The sequence below is a fragment of the Arthrobacter sp. Y3225209 genome, assembly GCF_059090685.1.
In genome coordinates, this window is sequence record NZ_JBNHFW010000011.1 from 1 (window position 1) to 17,704 (window position 17,704).

18 protein-coding genes are annotated in these 17,704 nt (G+C 64.1%); 6 read left to right on the top strand and 12 right to left on the bottom strand.

The genetic code is table 11. The annotated features are described in order from the left end of the window. The 10 genes from AC5RVB_RS07875 to AC5RVB_RS07920 form a co-directional block, all read right to left on the bottom strand. Positions 1-1,626, bottom strand: a 1,626-nt coding sequence (locus tag AC5RVB_RS07875; protein WP_494142413.1) for an MFS transporter, incomplete at its 3' end; no start/stop codon positions are given. A gap of 148 nt (positions 1,627-1,774) precedes the next feature. Continuing rightward, complete coding sequence (locus tag AC5RVB_RS07880; RefSeq protein WP_227902115.1) at positions 1,775-2,191, bottom strand: SRPBCC domain-containing protein; 417 nt, start codon at positions 2,189-2,191, stop codon at positions 1,775-1,777. A gap of 180 nt (positions 2,192-2,371) precedes the next feature. Beyond that, on the bottom strand, positions 2,372-3,754 hold the full coding sequence (locus AC5RVB_RS07885) for an MFS transporter (RefSeq protein ID WP_494142414.1): 1,383 nt from the start codon (positions 3,752-3,754) through the stop codon (positions 2,372-2,374). A 115-nt stretch (positions 3,755-3,869) separates the two neighbouring features. Beyond that, positions 3,870-4,721 carry an endo alpha-1,4 polygalactosaminidase gene (locus AC5RVB_RS07890; protein ID WP_494142415.1) on the bottom strand — a complete coding sequence of 284 codons (852 nt, stop codon included), beginning with the start codon at positions 4,719-4,721 and terminating at the stop codon, positions 3,870-3,872. After that, the gene (locus tag AC5RVB_RS07895) at positions 4,718-5,422 is read right to left on the bottom strand and encodes a spherulation-specific family 4 protein (RefSeq protein WP_494142416.1); all 705 of its coding nucleotides are present in this window, start codon (positions 5,420-5,422) and stop codon (positions 4,718-4,720) included. The genes AC5RVB_RS07890 and AC5RVB_RS07895 overlap by 4 nt, the downstream gene beginning before the upstream one ends. Positions 5,423-5,469: 47 nt before the next feature. Next, the gene (locus tag AC5RVB_RS07900) at positions 5,470-6,801 is read right to left on the bottom strand and encodes a hypothetical protein (protein WP_494142417.1); all 1,332 of its coding nucleotides are present in this window, start codon (positions 6,799-6,801) and stop codon (positions 5,470-5,472) included. After that, complete coding sequence (gene pelF / locus AC5RVB_RS07905; RefSeq protein ID WP_494142418.1) at positions 6,798-8,309, bottom strand: GT4 family glycosyltransferase PelF; 1,512 nt, start codon at positions 8,307-8,309, stop codon at positions 6,798-6,800. Before pelF ends, AC5RVB_RS07900 begins: the two co-directional genes overlap by 4 nt. A 305-nt stretch (positions 8,310-8,614) precedes the next feature. Then, positions 8,615-9,184, bottom strand: a complete 570-nt coding sequence (locus AC5RVB_RS07910; RefSeq protein ID WP_494142419.1) for a hypothetical protein — start codon at positions 9,182-9,184, stop codon at positions 8,615-8,617. A gap of 80 nt (positions 9,185-9,264) precedes the next feature. Then, positions 9,265-9,567 carry an antibiotic biosynthesis monooxygenase family protein gene (locus tag AC5RVB_RS07915; RefSeq protein WP_227902108.1) on the bottom strand — a complete coding sequence of 101 codons (303 nt, stop codon included), beginning with the start codon at positions 9,565-9,567 and terminating at the stop codon, positions 9,265-9,267. 178 nt (positions 9,568-9,745) lie between these two features. Continuing rightward, complete coding sequence (locus AC5RVB_RS07920) at positions 9,746-10,054, bottom strand: GNAT family N-acetyltransferase (protein ID WP_494142420.1); 309 nt, start codon at positions 10,052-10,054, stop codon at positions 9,746-9,748. 71 nt (positions 10,055-10,125) lie between these two features. On the opposite strand from AC5RVB_RS07920, the gene AC5RVB_RS07925 reads away from it, so the two are divergent. Together AC5RVB_RS07925 and AC5RVB_RS07930 are read left to right on the top strand one after the other, a co-directional pair. Continuing rightward, on the top strand, positions 10,126-10,443 hold the full coding sequence (locus AC5RVB_RS07925; protein ID WP_494142421.1) for a thiamine pyrophosphate-binding protein: 318 nt from the start codon (positions 10,126-10,128) through the stop codon (positions 10,441-10,443). Further along, on the top strand, positions 10,398-10,724 hold the full coding sequence (locus AC5RVB_RS07930; RefSeq protein ID WP_494142422.1) for a hypothetical protein: 327 nt from the start codon (positions 10,398-10,400) through the stop codon (positions 10,722-10,724). Before AC5RVB_RS07925 ends, AC5RVB_RS07930 begins: the two co-directional genes overlap by 46 nt. 494 nt (positions 10,725-11,218) lie before the next feature. Here the strand turns inward: AC5RVB_RS07930 and AC5RVB_RS07935 are convergent, their stop codons facing one another. Next, complete coding sequence (locus tag AC5RVB_RS07935) at positions 11,219-13,681, bottom strand: AAA family ATPase (RefSeq protein ID WP_494142423.1); 2,463 nt, start codon at positions 13,679-13,681, stop codon at positions 11,219-11,221. A 916-nt stretch (positions 13,682-14,597) separates the two neighbouring features. Here AC5RVB_RS07935 and AC5RVB_RS07940 point away from each other — a divergent pair. The 4 genes from AC5RVB_RS07940 (at position 14,598) to AC5RVB_RS07955 (ending at position 17,153) form a co-directional block, all read left to right on the top strand. Beyond that, positions 14,598-14,861, top strand: a complete 264-nt coding sequence (locus tag AC5RVB_RS07940; RefSeq protein ID WP_227902106.1) for a phosphoribosyl-ATP diphosphatase — start codon at positions 14,598-14,600, stop codon at positions 14,859-14,861. 82 nt (positions 14,862-14,943) lie between these two features. Beyond that, positions 14,944-15,789, top strand: a complete 846-nt coding sequence (gene hisG / locus AC5RVB_RS07945; protein ID WP_494142424.1) for an ATP phosphoribosyltransferase — start codon at positions 14,944-14,946, stop codon at positions 15,787-15,789. 12 nt (positions 15,790-15,801) lie between these two features. Then, entirely contained in the window at positions 15,802-16,572 is a 771-nt protein-coding gene (gene hisF / locus AC5RVB_RS07950) for an imidazole glycerol phosphate synthase subunit HisF (protein ID WP_227927931.1), read from the top strand. A gap of 95 nt (positions 16,573-16,667) precedes the next feature. Further along, entirely contained in the window at positions 16,668-17,153 is a 486-nt protein-coding gene (locus AC5RVB_RS07955) for a GNAT family N-acetyltransferase (protein ID WP_494142425.1), read from the top strand. Between the two features lie 12 nt (positions 17,154-17,165). On the opposite strand, the gene AC5RVB_RS07960 is transcribed toward AC5RVB_RS07955, so the two are convergent. After that, entirely contained in the window at positions 17,166-17,669 is a 504-nt protein-coding gene (locus AC5RVB_RS07960) for a hypothetical protein (protein ID WP_290245296.1), read from the bottom strand. Positions 17,670-17,704: the final 35 nt, after the last annotated feature.

The following is a 17,704-nucleotide window of genomic DNA, read 5'->3' on the forward strand; positions in this document are numbered from 1 at the left end:
GTCGTTCGCGCCCGCGCCCGTGCCGTCGTTCCCGCCGTCGCTGCCACCGTCGTTCACGCCCGCGCTCCCGCCGTTGCCCCCGCCGTCGTTCACGCCCGCACCCCCACTGTGGGAACCGTCGTTGGTTTCCAGCCGGACGGGAATTACCCGCCAGGCGATGATGCCGGCAACTGCCAGGATGAGTGCGGCAATCAGGGATGTCACCTGCACGGCATCCGTGAAAGCATTCTGGGCGTCCGCAATCAGCTGTGTGGCGCCGTCGTCGAGCACCTGCAGCCCGGAGGCCAGAGAATCTGTCACCGCAGCGCGTGTGCCGGCGTCGAGCTCCGACATGGCTGGAAGATTCGTACGGTACAGGGCGCTCAGGACGGATCCGAGGACAGCGATTCCCAGGGCGACACCAAGCTCGTACGCGGTTTCCGAGATGGAGGACGCCGCTCCCGCACGTTCCCTCGGAGCCGAAGCGACTACCGCATCTGTTGACAGCGTCATCGCCAGACCAATACCCAGCCCGGTCACGACCAGCGCAACAGCAATCCCGAGGTAGCCGCCAAGTTCCTCCGCACCGGCAAGCAAAACAAGGCCCGCAGCTCCCAGAAGCAGACCGCCGCCCACTGAGCGCCCGACGCCGAACCGGGTCACAGCGAACCCAATGACAAACACCACCGCCATCATGGCGATAGTGACGGGCAGCTCGGCAAGCCCGGCCTTCAGCGGACCATAACCACGCACCAGCTGCAGGTACTGGGAAAAGAAAAAGAGCAGGCCACTGAGGGCAAAGATGGACAGCCCGTTGGCGACGACGGCGCCGCGGAACGCAGGCAGGCGGAACAGTTCAATGTCCAGCATCGGGTTGCTGGAGAGCCGCTGCCGGCGGATGAATACCCACCCGGTCAGGAGGCCCAGAACCAATGCCGCGAAGCCGATGGCGTCGACCCCGCTGCTGAACGTGTGTTTGACCGCGTAGACAACGGCAACAATCGATGCGATGGAGAGCAGCGCGGAAAGCAGATCCAACTTACCCGGACGCGGGTTACGCGACTCCGGCAGCAAAACGGCGCCGCTGATCAGCAAAAGGAGCATAACCGGGATGTTGATGAGGAACACCGATCCCCACCAGAAGTTCTCCAGCAGGATGCCGCCCACCAGCGGTCCCAGGGCGGCACCGCCGCCGGCTCCGACGGACCACACGGCAATGGCGCGGGTGCGCTGAGCCGGGATGGTGAAGACGTGCCGGATGATGGACAGGGTGGACGGCATAATGGTGGCACCGCTGACGCCCAACAGGGCCCGGGCTGCGATCAGCACTTCGGGGGATGGGGCAAATGCGGCAATCGCTGACGCGATGCCGAAACCCGCCGAGCCGATAAGGAGCAGTTTCTTGCGGCCGATACGGTCGGCAACGTTACCCATGGTGACCAGCAGGCCTGCCAGCGCGAAGGAATAGATGTCGCCGATCCAGAGCAGCTGGGTCGATGTGGGTTCGAGCGATGCGCTCAGCGACGGCACGGCCAGGGCCAGGACGGTGCCATCTACCGCCAGCAGCATGACCGCAAGCGTAAGGACACCGAGGGACGCCCATTCACGGGGTCCGGCCGGTGAGGGGGCAGGGGACTGAAGGGTCATGCCTTCACCGTAATAGACCATCTGGTCGGTTCTGAGTTCGCCGTGGTCTGTGACACGCGGGGGCCCGCCTGTACAACTTACCCGACAGTCCGGTCCGCCAGCTACAAGCCAGCTACCCCGTGGCGGCTACCCAGCTACCCCGTGGCGGCTACCCGGCGGAGTCGGCGTCCAAGCCGGCATACGTGGACCAGAATGAGGCCGGATCTCGAGGCCGGTTAGTCAACAGGCCTTCAAGATACAACAGGTGGGTATGCCATCCGGGAAGGTAGCCGCCGGCTTCGGCGCCCAGACCGTCGTGTGCCAATTCCAGGTGCGTCCCGTCGCCGTCGGCCGCGAGGGAGATCCGAAGGTGGGACAACGGCTCGTCCGGAAATTCCCACGTCATGGACAGTATGCTGCCCGGCTCGCAGGTGAGGACTTTGCTGGTGCTCGAGTAGTCCTCGGCGTGCCTGATGATCACCACATCGCCGGCTGCGAAGCGGCCGGAGGATAACGTGCCCAACCAATGAGGCAATGCCTCGGAATCGGTGAGGCCCCACCAGACCCGGGCGGGCGGAGCCGGCATGGACCATTCCAGCACAACGCGGTCAGGCCCAGGTTCGATACCAGGCCCAAGTTCGATACAACGGCTGATCAGCGGCATGCCCGGAGCCTACCGCAGCAGTGTCATTCCCGGCACCGCGCGCCGCACCGGCCCTGCCACTGGCATGCCCCACGTACGTACGCAGGATGCCGCCTGCACGGCTTACCCGACAGCCCGGTCCGCGTTCGGATTGCGCATGCCCAGCACCGCTATCAGGGCAGCCGCAAAAAACAGCCCCGCCGCCGTCAGTGCCGTCTGCCGGAAACCGGGATACCCCAGCGCACCGCCGGACACCGTCCCCACCAGCGCCACCGCAATCAGCCCGGCCACCCGGGAGACGGCGTTGTTCACTGCCGAACCGATCCCCGCCTCCTCTTCGCGCAGGGCGCCGAGGACGGCAGTGGTCAGCGGAGCGACGATAACACTGAGCCCGAACCCGAAAAGCAGCAACCCGGGAAGCAGTTCGGTGACCAGGTCCACCGGCGGCTGAACGGTCAGCAGCAGCAGGAAGCCGGTCCCGCAGATCGCCGGACCGGCGGCCATAAAAGCCTGAGGCCCGTACCGGCCGGACATCCTGCCGAAATACGTGGAGAACAGCAGCATGGCCACAGGCAGCGGCAGCGAAATGAAACCGGCCTCAATGGCGCTGTACCCGGCGGCCTCCTGTACAAACACGGTCACGGCAAAGGACCCCAGCGAAATTCCCGCGTAGGCCGCCGCGGTGACCAGATTGCCGTAGCGGAAGTTCCGCGCCCGGAACAGGGACAACGGCATCATGGGAGCCGGAGTGCGTGCCTCGCGCAGGAAGAAGAACACCAGCGCCGCAACGCCACCGACCAGGGGCACGACGACGCCGGGGTGGCCCCAGCCGCGGCGCTCCTGTTCAATGAGCGCGTAAACGGAACCGGCAAGCCCCGCGACGGCCAGCGCCGCCCCCGGAATGTCCAGGGACATGCGGCGCAGCGTGCCGCGGTCCCGGAGGCCCGCGCTGAGCAGGAGGGTCACCGCCACGGGCAGCACATTCACCGCGAAGATCCACCGCCAGCTGGCCCAGTCCACCAGCACGCCGCCCAGCAGCGGGCCGATGATCGCCGCCGTCCCGGTCCAGGCCGTCCACTGCCCGACGGCGCGTCCGCGCGCCTCGTCCCGGTACGCCGTCGTAATAAGCGCCAGGGAGCCGGGCACAAGCAGAGCGCCCGCCATTCCCTGAAGGGCCCGGGCAATGATCAGAACCTCCGGACTCCAGGCCAGGGCGCAGGCCAGGGATGCGGCGCCGAAACCCAGGAGACCGAGGCGCAGGACCCGCAGGCGGCCGAACATGTCCGAAAGGGAGCCCGCGAGCAGGATCAGGGCTCCGAGAGTGAGCAGATATGCGTTGACGGTCCATTGCTGGGTCGCCAGCCCGCCGCCGAGTTCCGTGCCGATTGCAGGCAGCGCCACGGTAACGATGGAGCCGTCCAGAAAGGCGATAAAGGAGGCGAGGATGGCGACGGCGAGAAGCCGGGTGTTTCCGCCTGGAACCGGCGCGGGTGCGGTGTCCGGCATATCGGGTCCCTTTCTTCAGGTGCTGCCGTTCGCCAGCGGGCCCCCGGTCAGCAGGCCGCCCAGCTCAGCAGGCAGCTCCGGTCAGCAGAGAACCCGGCTCAGCAGAGAACCCGGCTCAGCAGAGAACCCGGGCGGCTCCAAGGTCCAGCGGCTTGAGCATGGAAGACAACCCGAGCCGCGCGGACTCGGAGCAGAAGTCCAGCGTGCCCTCGTATTCGACATGCAGCACTGCCTTGCCCGCCTCGGTGAAGGGTGCATAGCTGTCGCATTCGCTGTACCGGACGCACTCCTCATTAATCGCGAAATCAAAGTGCTCCACAAGCTCCGGAATCTGATCCAGGTCATTCTTCAGCGCAACGGACAGGCCGCGGTCCCGGGCGAGTGCGGCCACGGCACGGTTGTAGGCCAGCTGGTCCTCTGCGGTCAGCGGGAAACCGGATTCATTGACGTAGCCGTCCACGTTGTCCGGTTCCACCGCATCGAACCCCTTGGCCACACACGTGTCCATCCGGTCCGCCATGATGGGCAGCAGGATGTCCATCCGGCGGATGTCCAGCCAGCGTTCATCCGGCCAGCCGTCGAGGACGGTGCCAAGGACGGAATCCGGGAACTGGCCGGCGTCGCCGCGGTATTCCTCCCAGGATCCTGCGGAAAGGTAGCAGATGACGCCGCTTCCGGCCCGGTGCAGGGTGTCGACGTCGGCCGCCGTGGTGGTTTCGTAGTCGACGTCAAAGCTGTCGGCGGCCACGTCCAGGTCCAGGGGGCCGGAGAGCTGCCACTGCCAGCTGCCGCCGGGTGACGGCGCCCAGTTGCTGCCCGACGACGGCGCGCCGCCGGGCGACGGCGGGGAAGGGGCACCGGCGCCAGTGCCCGCCGTGTGGGCGGCCGGGGACCCGCCGCCGTCGGCCGTTGCACACCCGGCCAGAAGCAGCAGCAGTGCGGCAGCTGCCGGAAGGCGCGCCTTCACCGGTCCGCCGGGTGGCCGGCCGCCAGCTGGTCCGATACCGCAGTGGGCGGGCCGAGCCACGGATTGGGCAGGTGCCGGTCAGTAGCGAAAAGATGGCCGGCACCGTGGCGGGCGGCTGCCAGCCGGAGAGCAGGCAGTTGTCCCGGGGCGCCGGTGTGGACGAGGTGCCACAACCGTGCCGGGGGTACCCGGCGCGCCCAGGCGGGGTGCCGGAAGCCGGCGTAGGCCTCGGCGGTTCCCTCGAAGACCGAGGTGACATCAAAAAGTTCCAGATGAGCAGGCGAGGGAAACACTCCCGGGTTGGCAGCGAGCAGGGACACCCCGGCGTCCCGGGCCGCACCTGCGTATTGCCGGCAGCGGCGCACGGTCCCGGTGGTGGAGGGGACTTCATCGAACATTATGCCGTCCACGTGGTAGAGACGCTGCCATGCCCGGATTTCGCGGATGACCTCCGCGGTGCGCCGGTGTCCGTAAGCCAGGGTGACGTAGCCGAGCAGGCGGATGCGGCGCAGCCGGGCCACGGCCTGCGGATAGTAGGGATCCTCATCCCCGCCGGGGCCATTGTGGACGTTGAGCACGGCAAAGGACACCTCCTGCGCGGCGAGCCATGCCCAGTCCTGCGGCGCGGCTGCGGGGTGGACATACCAGGGGATCGCCAGCCTGGGCGGGGTCATGGGCGGTGCCGTCAGGCGAGCCTTCACAGCCGGGACTTCCTCACTGCCCGGACCTCCTCACGGCCGGGACACCCTCATGCGTACGTCCGCGGATCGGCGACGCGTGTGAGCAGGACGGTGAGGCCGATGGCCAGGAATCCCAGGGCCACCAGAAGCCCGGCAAGGTTGCCCACCACAATCCAAACCGCTGCCGAGAGTGATGCCGCCGCGGCAAAGCCCACTGCACCGCGCGGCAGGCCGAAAGCGTTGAGGGTAGTGGAGGTGGTGGCCAGGGAGCTGAAGGTGGCGGCAACAATGATTGTGGTGGCCACCCGGTTTTCCTCCACCAGGAAAAGGACAACCAGAGCGGATACCACGGCGGAAATCACCACGATCGCAGCGGATATGGCCATGGTCAGCAGCCAGGCGTTCCGGGCGGCATGCCGCAGCAGGGGAGTGCGCTGGGAGGACCACTGGAGGCGTTGGCGCATCAGGACAAGTGCCGGGTCTGTTGCCGCAGCGGCGACCACGGTGGCTGCGACCAGCGCCGTGCCCTCCCAGGCCGGCAGCCGGGTCAGGGCCATCGATAGCGCGGCGGCCAGGAAGCCGGCCTGGGCTGCCGGCGGGATGGCGGCTTTCCAGTCACCGCTGTTCAGCACCCGCCGTTCCTTAATGGTGCGCTGCTGGGCGATGAAGAGCGCGGTCACGGACACGATCACTGCTACGGCCACGATCGCCACGATAAGGGGAGCCCCACGGTAACCGAGCAGGATCTGCAAGGTGACGACGCCCGTCCCGACGGCCAGGACGGCCAGTAGGAAACGGGACCGGCCAAGAATCACGAGCATGGACACAATGCAGGAGTACCAGCACCAGGCCATGAGCAGTGCAGCCGCGGAGCCGTCGTGGCCGGGCAGCAGGAGGGAAACCACCAGATAACAGGCCAGGACCGCGGTCACCAGCAGCGTGGCTGCGGTTCCGCGGGCAATGCCGCGTTTGAGCTGTCCCGCGCCCGCGTAGGCCCAGACAATTCCGGACACTGACTGGCCGATCACCCAGGCGCCGATACCGGCTATCAGGATTTCGCGCGTGTTGGCCGCCAGCATGGTGGCGGTGAGGCCGCCAAGGACAGCACCGAGGATCAGGATGATGGCCCGCCGCGCGGCTTCCATCAGGGCGCCCTTGCCGAGCCAGCCCCGGGGACCGTGGGGAACCCGGGTGGCGCCGCGGACCTGCACCATCGTCTGCGCATAGGCGAAAACGTCGGCAGCACCGTGGCGCTGACGGACCAGGCGGTCGCTGAGCCCGGATGCCTCCAGTCGTGCCGTAATTTCAAACGTATCCACGGCGTCATAGGAAATGCCGTTTTCGTCAAAATTCGGCAGGGGGTTGCCGGAGGCGGGCAGGGTAACGCTGTCGGCGCTCATACCGAGAGTCCCAACGCGGCTTTGTCCACGCTGAACGGCGCGGTGGCGGGCAGCGGACCGGGATGTTCAAAGAGGACCCGGTCCCTGGCGGCGGCATAGGCCTTGCGGTAACGGGCGAGGCAGCGTTCCAGCGTGAACTCGGCGAGGGCACGACGTCGTGCGGCCGCTCCCATGGCGGCCCGCAGTTTGGGGTCCGTCAGCAGCGTGATGCAGGCGTCTGCGAATGCCGCAGCATCCCTGGCGTCCACGAGCATGCCCGCCGTGTGCTCGTCATCGAGGCATTCGGCCACACCGCCGACGTCTGTATTAACCGTGGCACGCCCGCACATCATGGCCTCGATCAGGGTGAACGGCAGCCCCTCGGAAACACTGGACAGTGCCACCACGTGGCCGGCGGCGATGGCGGGGCGGCTGCCCTTAGTCAGGCCTTCCCAATGCACGGCGTCGGTAATCCCGAGCGTTTCCGTCTGGCGTATCAGACCGGCACGGTAGCCCACGTTCTCGGCCGGGGTGGGGCCGAAGATGCGCAGCTGCGCGTTGGGTATCCGCTGGCGCACCAAGGCAAAGGCGGAGATGAGGGTCCCCAGGTCCTTTAGCGGATCTATCCGTCCCACAAAGCTGATGGTGGGGAGTTCGGGCTCCGTGGTGACGGGCTCGAACTTCGCCGGGTCCACGCCGTTGGTGATGGTGTGGATACGTTCCGGGCGGGCCCCGAGGCGCCGCTCCCAGCGTGCGTTGAACCGGTTCACCGGCAGCACCATGTGCGCGCTGGTGACCGCCACCTGGCACAGGCGGCGCAGGAACGCCGTCACTGCCCGCCGTACCGGCCAGGAGAAATCGGCGCCGTAGAGCGCCAGGTACCGCTCACGCAGATATACCCCGTGTTCGGTGAGCAGTATGGGGGTGCCGTGCCGCCAGGACTGGGACAGAGCGATCAGTGACGACGGTCCGTTGCTGGAGGCGTGGATGACGTCCATTCCGGACAGCCGGCGGTCTACGAGGGCCAGCGCGCGGTCCACAATACTGGCGGTCATCACCGCGTCCGCGACGGACATGGGCTCTTCGCCGGTGCTGACCAGATGCCGCGTCCAGGCGGTGAGAATGGGCTCCACCGATCCGCGGGTGGCCAGGGCACGGGCCAGTCCTACCCTGTTGCTGATGTCCACCAGATGCCGGAGGGCGTTTTCGGTCCTCCCCACCGGGTCCGCCGTATCGGACCCCAGCGCGGCGTCCCAGAGACGGGTGAGTTCATATTGGACGGCTTCGAGCGCGTACCGGCGCCGGTTGCCGTGCCGCAGCGGTGACACGGCAGGCCCCCATACCGGGACCAGGCTGACTGACCGTACATTTGGCGGCAGTTTCCAAATGGGCCGACCGGCGTCGCCCCCGGTCAGCGCCACCAGGTGAAACTCGTGCTCCGGCATGCCGGTTACCAGCTGGTCACACCAGGTGCTGACGCCGCCGGTTGCTAGGGGATACGTGCCTTCAGTGATCAGCGCTATCTTCAACGGGTCATCCGTTCGGTGCGCCGAGGGTGCCGGGGCGCCCGCGGGTCTCCGGACTGGACGGGATGGATCACATGCGGCATGTTGAGGCCTTCTCCTGGACGGATACCGTCACCTGGCGGCGGTATCGGCTTCCAGTAGACAGCTTCCGGCGGCGCCAGACATAAGTACCGGCTACGTGCGCACTACGTGTGCGGCGCTGATGTGCCAGCGGCGGGCGGCCGCCCGGCTCGGCGTCGCCGTCCTCCTCAACCCCGGGCGTCGGTACACCGGCCCGCCGGCGAGAGTTCCGCGTGCTGCTGCCGGAACTACTCGACGTCGTAGACGGCGGCCGGATCGCGCTCGAGAATGCGATCGCGCATCTGGAGCTTCAGGACCTCCAGATGGGCCAGCTCGGCGGCCGTCTTATCCGGTTTGCCCGTCAGCTCGATGAACTCGTCCGCGACGATGCCGTCATTCCGGAGCACGCAGGTCACCGTGGCATCCCCGGTGCTGAGCTCAAAGACGTAGCGGGCCAGTGTGTTGCCGCGCTCGGTGCGCGCCAGTTCGGGAAGCACGTTGTAGCGGTTTTCGGTGACTGCCCGTGTGACCAGCTCGAAGGTATCCCGGGCTCCGGGGCCGCCGAACGGGGTACGCACGGTGATATCGCGGCGCTCAACCCGGCCGCCGGCACTACTTGCCGCCAGCACCGGCAGCGCCCGGCCGAGCGCGGCGAAGGCATGCGCCACACCGCCGGGGAAACCCGGTCCGTGGTACTTCATGCAGTCAGCGAACGTGAAGGTCAGCTCGACACCGTCCTCCCACACGGTGAGGGTCCGGTCCGGATGGGGGATGGGCGTCGGTTCGGGACGTTCGGGTGTTGCTGCATGCTTGCTCATGAGGGTCTTCCGGGGTTTCGTCTTTCGGACCGGCGGGTATCCGGCGGTCGCTTCAGGGTGCGGGCGCTTGGTGCGTTTTGCTAGGCGGCGGTGTCCTTGATGACCGTGTAGGAGGCAACCGTGTTGGGTGCCTGCATGCCGGGTGCCTGGTCATCGGAGTGCGAAGCCTTGAAGGAATCCGACTTCAGCCACGCAAAGAAATCTTCCTTGGAGTCGAACTCCATTGTGGAGAGGTACGTGTTGCTCTTTCCCTCCGGACGCATGAGGGTGCTGCGGCCCAGGCCGGGGACGCCTTCCAGATTGGCCATGCTGTCGATGAAGGCCTTCTCAAAGGCTTCGGCCGTTTCCGGCCCGACTTCCAGGGTGTTGACCACTACGTACATTTTTGATCCTTCACGGTGTTCTGCGGACAAGGGATTTGTCCCGGGGACATTATATCGACGCGGTGTCGGGAACATGTCCCGGCGGGAGGTGGTTCCGCAGGGGGTTGATTTCTCTAGATCGCCTTGCTAAATAGCACGTACTCGCCTTCCTGCCCCGTGGTTGCGTAGGCCGCACCCTCTAGAGCATCCGGACGTGGTTGTTTCTATGCACGCCGAGCTTCGCGATGCGGGCCCCGCTTTGGCCTGCTCTCTGTTCAAACGCATTCAGCAGGAGACGTCCGAGCCCGTGGCGGCGGCGGCCGCCGAGAACATGGATCGAAACGAGGGTTGCACTGTCACCATCGTGGGTCCGCATGGCATACCCGAGCGGCCGCCCGTCGTCGTCGATGCAGAACAGCGTGTGCGGAAGGCACTCGATCCAGAATGCAAGGTTCACGGCGATAGCGGACATCCACCCCTGGAGCTCTTCCAGCTCGATGGTCTCCATGTACGAGTTCCCCGCGGAAGATAAAAGGGAGATCAGCTGCTTCGGCCGGTCGCAGGCGGGTGGGTGTGGTCATGGACCTGAGCATCTCACGCCGGGTAATTCGGGAGCGGTACCGTCCCGGCGCCCCGATGCCGGACCTCGCCGTCGCACCTCACCATGGCGCCCATGCGTCTCTGGAATCGGACGGCTATGCCTGGGCAACGCCCAGTCCCGCACTCGTGAACCTGCATGCGGCGTCGGGGTCCGACAATGCCATGGGTGCCCTGACCAATGCCTGGCACGCGCACACGCCGCTGGTGATCATCGCCGGCCAGCAGGTCCGGTACACCATCGGCCAGGAGGTATGCTCGCCGACGCCGACGCCGTGTCCCTGCCGCGTCCGCTGGTGAAGTTCAGTGCCGAACCGGCGTCGGCCCGCGACGTCGTCCGCACCATGGGGCAGGCCATCCATACCGCGGTCCTGGGACCGGCCGGACCGGTGTATGTGTCCATTCCCTACGACGATTGGGTGCCGGGAGAGGAACACCTGGGGGAGCGGACGGTCGAGACGGCGCAGGGCTGGGTGAGTTGGAGGGCGAACTCCGTGAGCAGGTCGCCAAGGCTCTGGCCTCAGACCGTCCCAGCCTCATCGAAGTCAGGATCAGTACGGTGTCTCCGTTCTAGGTTCTAGGGTTCCGGTGCTGAACCGCGTGCGGGGCTCCGCTTCGAGCGGGGGTGCACAACGATCCCTCCCGACGAAAAATTGAGGCATCTCAGTTTGCTTGTCCCACCGTTCTCCGTGACTTCAACCCGTCAAGTTCCGCGCTTCGGCAGTTTGAACTTCTGTGCCAGCTATGGCCTCAAGACGGGTGACGATGGTCTCCCACTCGGAAAGGAGCACTGCAGGTAGATTAACCATGCTTGACCTTCCATGGAGAACGTCTGAGGTCCGCCGATAGATGTGACGCGCAAGGCGTACGAGCCCGAGCAGTTCCGAAGGCGTCGCGCGTGACTCGTACGCAACGAGTACGAACGCCATTCGCTTGCTTATATCGGTCTGGCCAACGTCAACCAATTGACCCGGGAAAGAATCCGTGACCGCACGCACTGCAATATGCTCCAACCGTAGGCGAAGTTTCATGACGGTTAATCGCGTTCCGGAATCATTCGTGACCTCGCCGGCCGTCATGACGCATTGGCCAATGTCTTACAAGCATTACGCGCCGCACGGATGTCCTCTATTGTGGAGTCGCTCGACTGTAAATTTCCATGAATCGATTGATTCCAAGACAAAAGATACGCTTCGCATTTTCGTGCGGCGCGTGTCACTGGGTTCGTGGAGGCGTGAGTTGTCCCCTGCCAAAAGGTTGCCGCGACCGCCAAGCGATCTTTAGTTTTATATGCCTTGTCAAGCTCGGCAAGGTCCTCCTCGGCGTTTCTACCGAATACAACAGCATTTCGAAGAACGAAAGCTCTGAGCGCGTTATCGATACTCATTCGGCATAGGCCGCGAATTGAGTCGGTGACATCCCTCGTGGATCCGGTTTCCTGGAGTGCAAGGTCCAGAACCGTGCGCGCATCAATAAGCAATTGATCCCAGAAGTGGCTGCTGTCGGTGACTTCAACTTGACCTGTGGCACCCGAGCGATCCACCAACCGAGTGTCGCAGTGATGCACTCTGGCAGCGAGATGTTCCTTGAGGCGGTCGTCATGCGTCAGAACAATAACGCGACGGGTTTCAGCGAGTTTGGCCAGCGCGCTGGCTAGCCTATCAATTCTCAGTTCGTCGAAGGCGTGTACTGGGTCGTCGAGGACGAGGAATCCAAACGGCCCGCCGTCCGCCGATGCAAGCAGGGGGGCTAACAAGACAGCGTTTCTCTGTCCTGCGCTCAACATGCCGAGTTCGACAGGATTGTCGTTCTGATCGACGAGTTCCATCGATGCCTTGGTCGCAAGGACACTGATTTTCTTCAGTCTAAGCTGGGCATCTGCGAGTAGTTCCATTACGCGCAAACCGGCTTTTCCTTCCAGGGAGTCAGTCCGCCTTTTGCGCAATTCTTTTCGCAATTCGTCGACTCGACCAGAAGCTGCTGTCCACATGGCTGACTCAGCAGCTGAGTCGCCATCTATGTCCCAGACTATGGCGAATCTTTCGACCGCTCGTGCTCGGGCAATACGCCACTGCTTGGTCGCGTCAGTCCGTGCCACCGCCTCGTTCACCAATGTCTCCGCTCCTTCGGAGCACAGCCATGTCGCTAATTCTGCCGTTGCAGTTAAGACCGAATGCTGCGTGGCTAATCCGGCCTCACGGGCAGCGCCGAACTTGTTCAACATCGTCTGTCCCTCGGAACTCAAAGTTCTGATGGGATCAGAAATGGCGGCCTGAACGCCGACCTCGAGGATCGGAGTCATCAGCTGGTCTGCAAGGGCCGCAAGAGCTTTCGTATCGGTGGCGACCTTTTCCCTGAGGGACTTCAGTTTCTGGTTCCGCATCACGGTTTCGGCCAGTGTCGCCAGCCAGGCTGAACCTGTAGCTGCACACACTGGGCATTTGCCGTTATCGAGATGACGACTCTCCGCTTCGTCGTGTAATTGTTCCAAGGTTGCCGCGAGAAATTGCTCTGCAATGGTGCCGGATTCCTCGAAACTCTGGATGCTGATCTGAACATTCATGGCTGCGTTCACAAGTTGGTTCAGACTGTCAGCAGGCAAAGACTCAGAATTTTGGCCTTGCTCAAGCAGGTCTGAATCCTGCATCCATTTATCCTTAGAATCACCCACTGCTGGTACCGGCACCGGAGCAAGAGGCATCAGGTTGGTTGTGTCGCTTCGCTCATTGTCTACCTGAGCAAGAGCACGCATGGCTTCGTCCCGTGAGCTGCGCCACCGGCCCAGTGCCTCGGAGGACGCGTTCCCTCTTAAAGTGATCGTTTCTTGAAGGGCGTTGAAGCTTCCCCCTAAGGCCAATAAGCCTTCGAAATAAGTCGCTAGGTCTTTGCTCAGCTGAACTCGACGCTCAAGCGAAGCATAGGCGAAGACGGGTTGATGACTGGCTAGCGCTTGATGCCAGTCCGATCCCAGTTCTACGCTCTCCGAGCCGTTCAGATTTTCGAGGGATGCTATGTGAGACTCAACCTGTCCTGATTCATCCAGAACTGTCGCAACTACCAAGCGCTCTTCACCGGTTGTAAGCGTCACCTCAACACGAGCCGATGATGATCCCATGGCGAGATGTACCGGTTCCCAGAGAGCAGTCTTACCAGCCCTCCCGCCAGTCGTGGCAGGTATGGATCCGCCAAGCGCGACCTCTATCGCGTCACTAATGCTTGATTTACCTGCGCCGTTCAGCCCATGCAAGACCGTTATTCCTGGTGTTGGATCGAAGAAGAGCTCCAACGGATTTTCATTCAAGATTCCACGATAACTTGTGATGGAAATCCGTTCGAGTCCCCACGTCTTACTGGGGTTCAGCCAGTTTGCCTTGCCCCCAGAAGAACCAGCAAGTTCGGATGCAACAGCGTGAAGACGATCCCAACTCTCGGTGCCTTGGCGTGCGGACTCTCGTTTACGGGCGATCTCATGCACGATTTCATCAAACGAAAACATGGTGAGAGCATCTCTTTGTTCTTCATTCGCTACCAGAGTCACGTAGGTCCCCCACTTCGTGGCCACAAACGATGTTTTTCTACTAACCCTCGTAGAAAGCATGGGCGTCGCCGACTTCGTATTTCTTGGAGTATAGGCCTCTTTGGTGAGCAACATCGGCCTTCGGCAATGTGAGTCCTCCAAGCTTTGGATGATCGCCGAGGACTGTTGCTGCCCGGACAGGTCGAGACCAAACGTCATGCTGGCTAATCGCTCGTGTAGCTCCCTATACCTGGGTCTGCGCATCGATATCGTTGAGTGAGTTCCGTTGGATCTCCTCTGATTCCAGACTTCTATCGAAGTGCAAGGCGGCGGAGTCCTTAGCTTGTGTACGCCGTGCTTCTAGAGTCTCGGAGCTGACTGCGGATAAGGCTACGAACGCCGCCCTCATTGGCGACTCAACTGTGCCCCGAAGTTCTTCCATGAGGTCACCGTCCTACCCAATGAAGGAGGGTTCATATCCAAAGGACTTAGTAGGTCGGTTACCGACCTGTCTTCCATTAGCTATATCGAAATGTCCAACGAGCCCGTTCTTTCGATTTGGGTCCTTCGAGAAGCGCCCAGGAAGTGTGCGGGAAAGGTAGTGCTGGCGAATGCTCGTGGTTTTGTTGCGGATGCTCATCTTTGAAGTCCTACCTCGGCAATAAGCCATGACTAAATAAGGCTCCTACAAACTTCACCGCCTCGCGCGAGATGGCGGCGCAGTGGGCCTGCGTCACTCTGTATAAACCAGGGTTCCGGGACGATGATTTCGTCGGGGTTAGGGCTATGAGCAGGGAGCCAAACCCTCTGTGTAACTATGTGCGCAATAAGTTCTCGGCCGACGAAAGACCTATGCACCCTCCCAAGCACCAGCGACCCGTCACGCCCCACACCCCCGATTCCGTCACAGACCGCGCCACAGCGTACCCTTGAGCATGTGAAAACCTTCGAAGACCTCTTTGCCGAGCTGAGCCAGAAAGTTCAGGACCGCCCCGCCGGGTCACGCACCGTGACCGAATTCGAGTCGGGCGTGCATGGCATCGGTAAGAAGGTTGTTGAGGAGGCCGCCGAAGTCTGGATGGCCGCCGAATACGAATCTGATGCCGAATGCGCCGAAGAAATCTCCCAGCTGCTGTACCACCTCCAGGTCCTGATGCTCGCCAAAGGCCTGACTCTGCAGGACGTTTACAAGCATCTCTAGCCGCGCGCTGACCTTGCGTCAGTGTGTGGCCCGCCGGTCGAACCTTCTCAGTAAAACGAACTTCCAGCGAAAGATGCTTCCCATGCTCCGTGTAGCCGTACCCAACAAGGGTGCCCTGTCCGAATCCGCCTCCGCCATGCTCAACGAGGCGGGCTACCGCCAGCGCCGCGACTCCCGCGAACTGGTCATGGTGGACCCCGATAACGGGGTTGAGTTCTTCTTCCTCCGCCCCCGCGACATTGCCGTGTACGTCGGTGCCGGCACGCTCGACGTCGGCCTCACCGGCCGCGACCTGTTCCTGGACGCGCAGGTGGACGCGGAGGAACTGATGAGCCTCGGCTTTGGTGCCTCCACGTTCCGCTTCGCCGGCCCGGTGGGGGACTTCAGCTCCATCGAGCAGCTCGAAGGCAAGCGCGTGGCCACCAGCTACGACGGCCTGCTGCGCGCCTACCTGGCCGAACGCGGCATCAGCGCCTCCGTGGTGCGGCTCGACGGCGCCGTGGAATCCTCCGTACGCCTCGGCGTCGCGGACGCGATCGCCGACGTCGTCGAAACCGGCACCACCCTGCGCGCCGCCGGCATGGAAATCTTCGGCGAGCCGATCCTGAAGTCCGAAGCCGTGCTGATTGGACGCAGGAACGCGGAACACCCGGCCGGCCTGGACGTGCTGATCCGCCGCCTGCGCGGCGTCCTGGTGGCACGCCAGTACGTGATGATGGATTACGACGTGCGCCGCGACCTGCTGGAGGAAGCCGCCGCACGCACCCCGGGCCTGGAATCGCCCACCGTTTCCCCGCTGCGCGACACCGACTGGGTGGCCGTCCGCTCCATGGTCAAGCGCACGGACACCAACCGGATCATGGACGAGCTGTACGACATCGGCGCCCGCGCCATCCTCGTCAGCACCATCCACGCCTGCCGGATCTAGGGGAGACGCACCATGAGTGTTGCCATCCGCGTCATCCCCTGCCTGGACGTCGACGCCGGCCGCGTGGTCAAGGGCATCAACTTCGAAGGCCTGCGCGACGCCGGTGACCCGGTGGAACTCGCGCACCGGTATGACAAGGCCGGGGCTGACGAGCTGACCTTCCTCGACGTCACCGCGTCCTCGGGCAACCGGGACACCACCTTCGACGTCGTCGCGCGCACCGCCGAAGAGGTCTTTATTCCACTGACCGTCGGCGGCGGAGTCCGCTCCATTGCGGACGTGGATAAGCTGCTGCGCTATGGCGCGGACAAGGCCTCCATCAACACCGCCGCCGTCGCCCGGCCGGACGTGATTGATGAGATCACCCGGCACTTCGGCTCGCAGGTGCTGGTGCTGTCCGTGGACGCACGGCGCACGCACGACGGCGCCACGCCGTCGGGCTTCGAGGTCACCACCCACGGCGGGCGCACGGGAACCGGAATCGACGCCGTCGCCTGGGCGAAGGAGGCCGCCGACCGCGGTGTGGGGGAGATCCTGCTGAACTCCATCGACGCCGACGGCACCCGCGAGGGCTTCGACATCGAAATGATTCGGGCGGTCCGCGCCGCCGTGGACGTGCCGCTCATCGCCTCCGGCGGAGCCGGTAAGCCGGAGCATTTCCCGGCCGCCGTGATCGCCGGGGCCGACGCCGTCCTGGCCGCCTCGGTGTTCCACTTCGGCCCGGATGACGCGATCCACCAGGTGAAGCAGGCCATCCGCGACGCCGGCTACCCGGTCCGCTAGCGGCTTTCCCCTCACGGCCGCACCGGCCGTGAGGGCGGGCTCGGCCGCGCCGGACTTGCGCGGCGAACACCGACGTATGTGGCATGCTTCGCTCCATGACTATGCCAACACGCGTCCGGCGCGCTGAAGTAAGCGACCTGCCCTTCATCCTGCGCCAGGAGCGCGAATACATGGAAACCATCGAGCCGCATGCGCTCCTGGGGTGGCTGACAGTTCTCGACCAGAACCTGGAACTGTGGATCGATTGCCTTCCCCATACGTTCGTCTGCCCTGATGCAGATGGTCGTCCTCTTGGGTATGTGATGGGGAGCCTCGACGGCGACAAAGCCACTCTGGTCTCGATCAGTGTCCTCGCCGGCCTTCGTCGCCAAGGCCTCGGCAGGCTCCTCCTGGAGGCGTTTGAGCAGGACGCCGGCTCAAGCGGAGCCCGCGTGCTGGAAATCGGCGTGTACCCAGGCAACCAGGCCCATCTGCTGTACCGGGCTGCGGGTTATGAAGCCACGGGCCAGGACGGCGAGTATGTGCTGTTCAGCAAGAGCCTCAGCGCTGCCGCAGGGGGAAACCGGGCAGTGCTGCGGTAACCCGTCAGGGTCCTAGGCCGCGCGGGTCTGGACGAGATTGGCGAAGGGGAGCCGGCCGTATTGCCGGATAAACTCCGCCTGATACTCCGCCAGGGCAGGGGTGAGCTCTTCCGGCGGCAGCTCCTTCCAGGCCACGAGAAGGCTTTCCGCGTCCGCCAGCTGCCAGATCAGCCGGCCGTCCCAGTGGCCCGGCGGCTTGCCCCGGCCGAAGTCCACAAATTCGGAGATCTGGCGCCGCAGCCCCCGGTTGCCCTTGCTGCCCGCCCCGGCCTTGCCAAGAAACAGGACGTCCGCGTCATCCACCCACTCGGCGGCGAGGTCTGCCTGGGACAGGGAAGGATTCTTCTTCTTGAAGATCCCGGCCGTGCTTTTGGCCAGGAACCGCGGTTCCATCCCCGGAGGGCGCAGCACGGCGAAGATCCCCTGCCGCTGTGGAATCCGGTTGGTATCCAGGTCTCCAAGCGGCCGGAAGCCGGTGAATCCGTGCTCTTTGAGTGATTTTCGATTCAACGGGATCGGATTCCTTGCAGTGTGAAGTATGGGCGCCGCCG

Coding starts and splice junctions, on each gene's coding strand:
- AC5RVB_RS07880 (WP_227902115.1), bottom strand. CDS start 2,191: ATGCCGGCTCCGCCCGCCCGGGTCTGGTGGGGCCTCACCGATTCCGAG.
- AC5RVB_RS07885 (WP_494142414.1), bottom strand. CDS start 3,754: ATGCCGGACACCGCACCCGCGCCGGTTCCAGGCGGAAACACCCGGCTT.
- AC5RVB_RS07900 (WP_494142417.1), bottom strand. CDS start 6,801: ATGAGCGCCGACAGCGTTACCCTGCCCGCCTCCGGCAACCCCCTGCCG.
- AC5RVB_RS07910 (WP_494142419.1), bottom strand. CDS start 9,184: ATGAGCAAGCATGCAGCAACACCCGAACGTCCCGAACCGACGCCCATC.
- AC5RVB_RS07915 (WP_227902108.1), bottom strand. CDS start 9,567: ATGTACGTAGTGGTCAACACCCTGGAAGTCGGGCCGGAAACGGCCGAA.
- AC5RVB_RS07920 (WP_494142420.1), bottom strand. CDS start 10,054: ATGGAGACCATCGAGCTGGAAGAGCTCCAGGGGTGGATGTCCGCTATC.
- AC5RVB_RS07925 (WP_494142421.1), top strand. CDS start 10,126: ATGGACCTGAGCATCTCACGCCGGGTAATTCGGGAGCGGTACCGTCCC.
- AC5RVB_RS07930 (WP_494142422.1), top strand. CDS start 10,398: ATGCTCGCCGACGCCGACGCCGTGTCCCTGCCGCGTCCGCTGGTGAAG.
- hisG (WP_494142424.1), top strand. CDS start 14,944: ATGCTCCGTGTAGCCGTACCCAACAAGGGTGCCCTGTCCGAATCCGCC.
- hisF (WP_227927931.1), top strand. CDS start 15,802: ATGAGTGTTGCCATCCGCGTCATCCCCTGCCTGGACGTCGACGCCGGC.
- AC5RVB_RS07955 (WP_494142425.1), top strand. CDS start 16,668: ATGACTATGCCAACACGCGTCCGGCGCGCTGAAGTAAGCGACCTGCCC.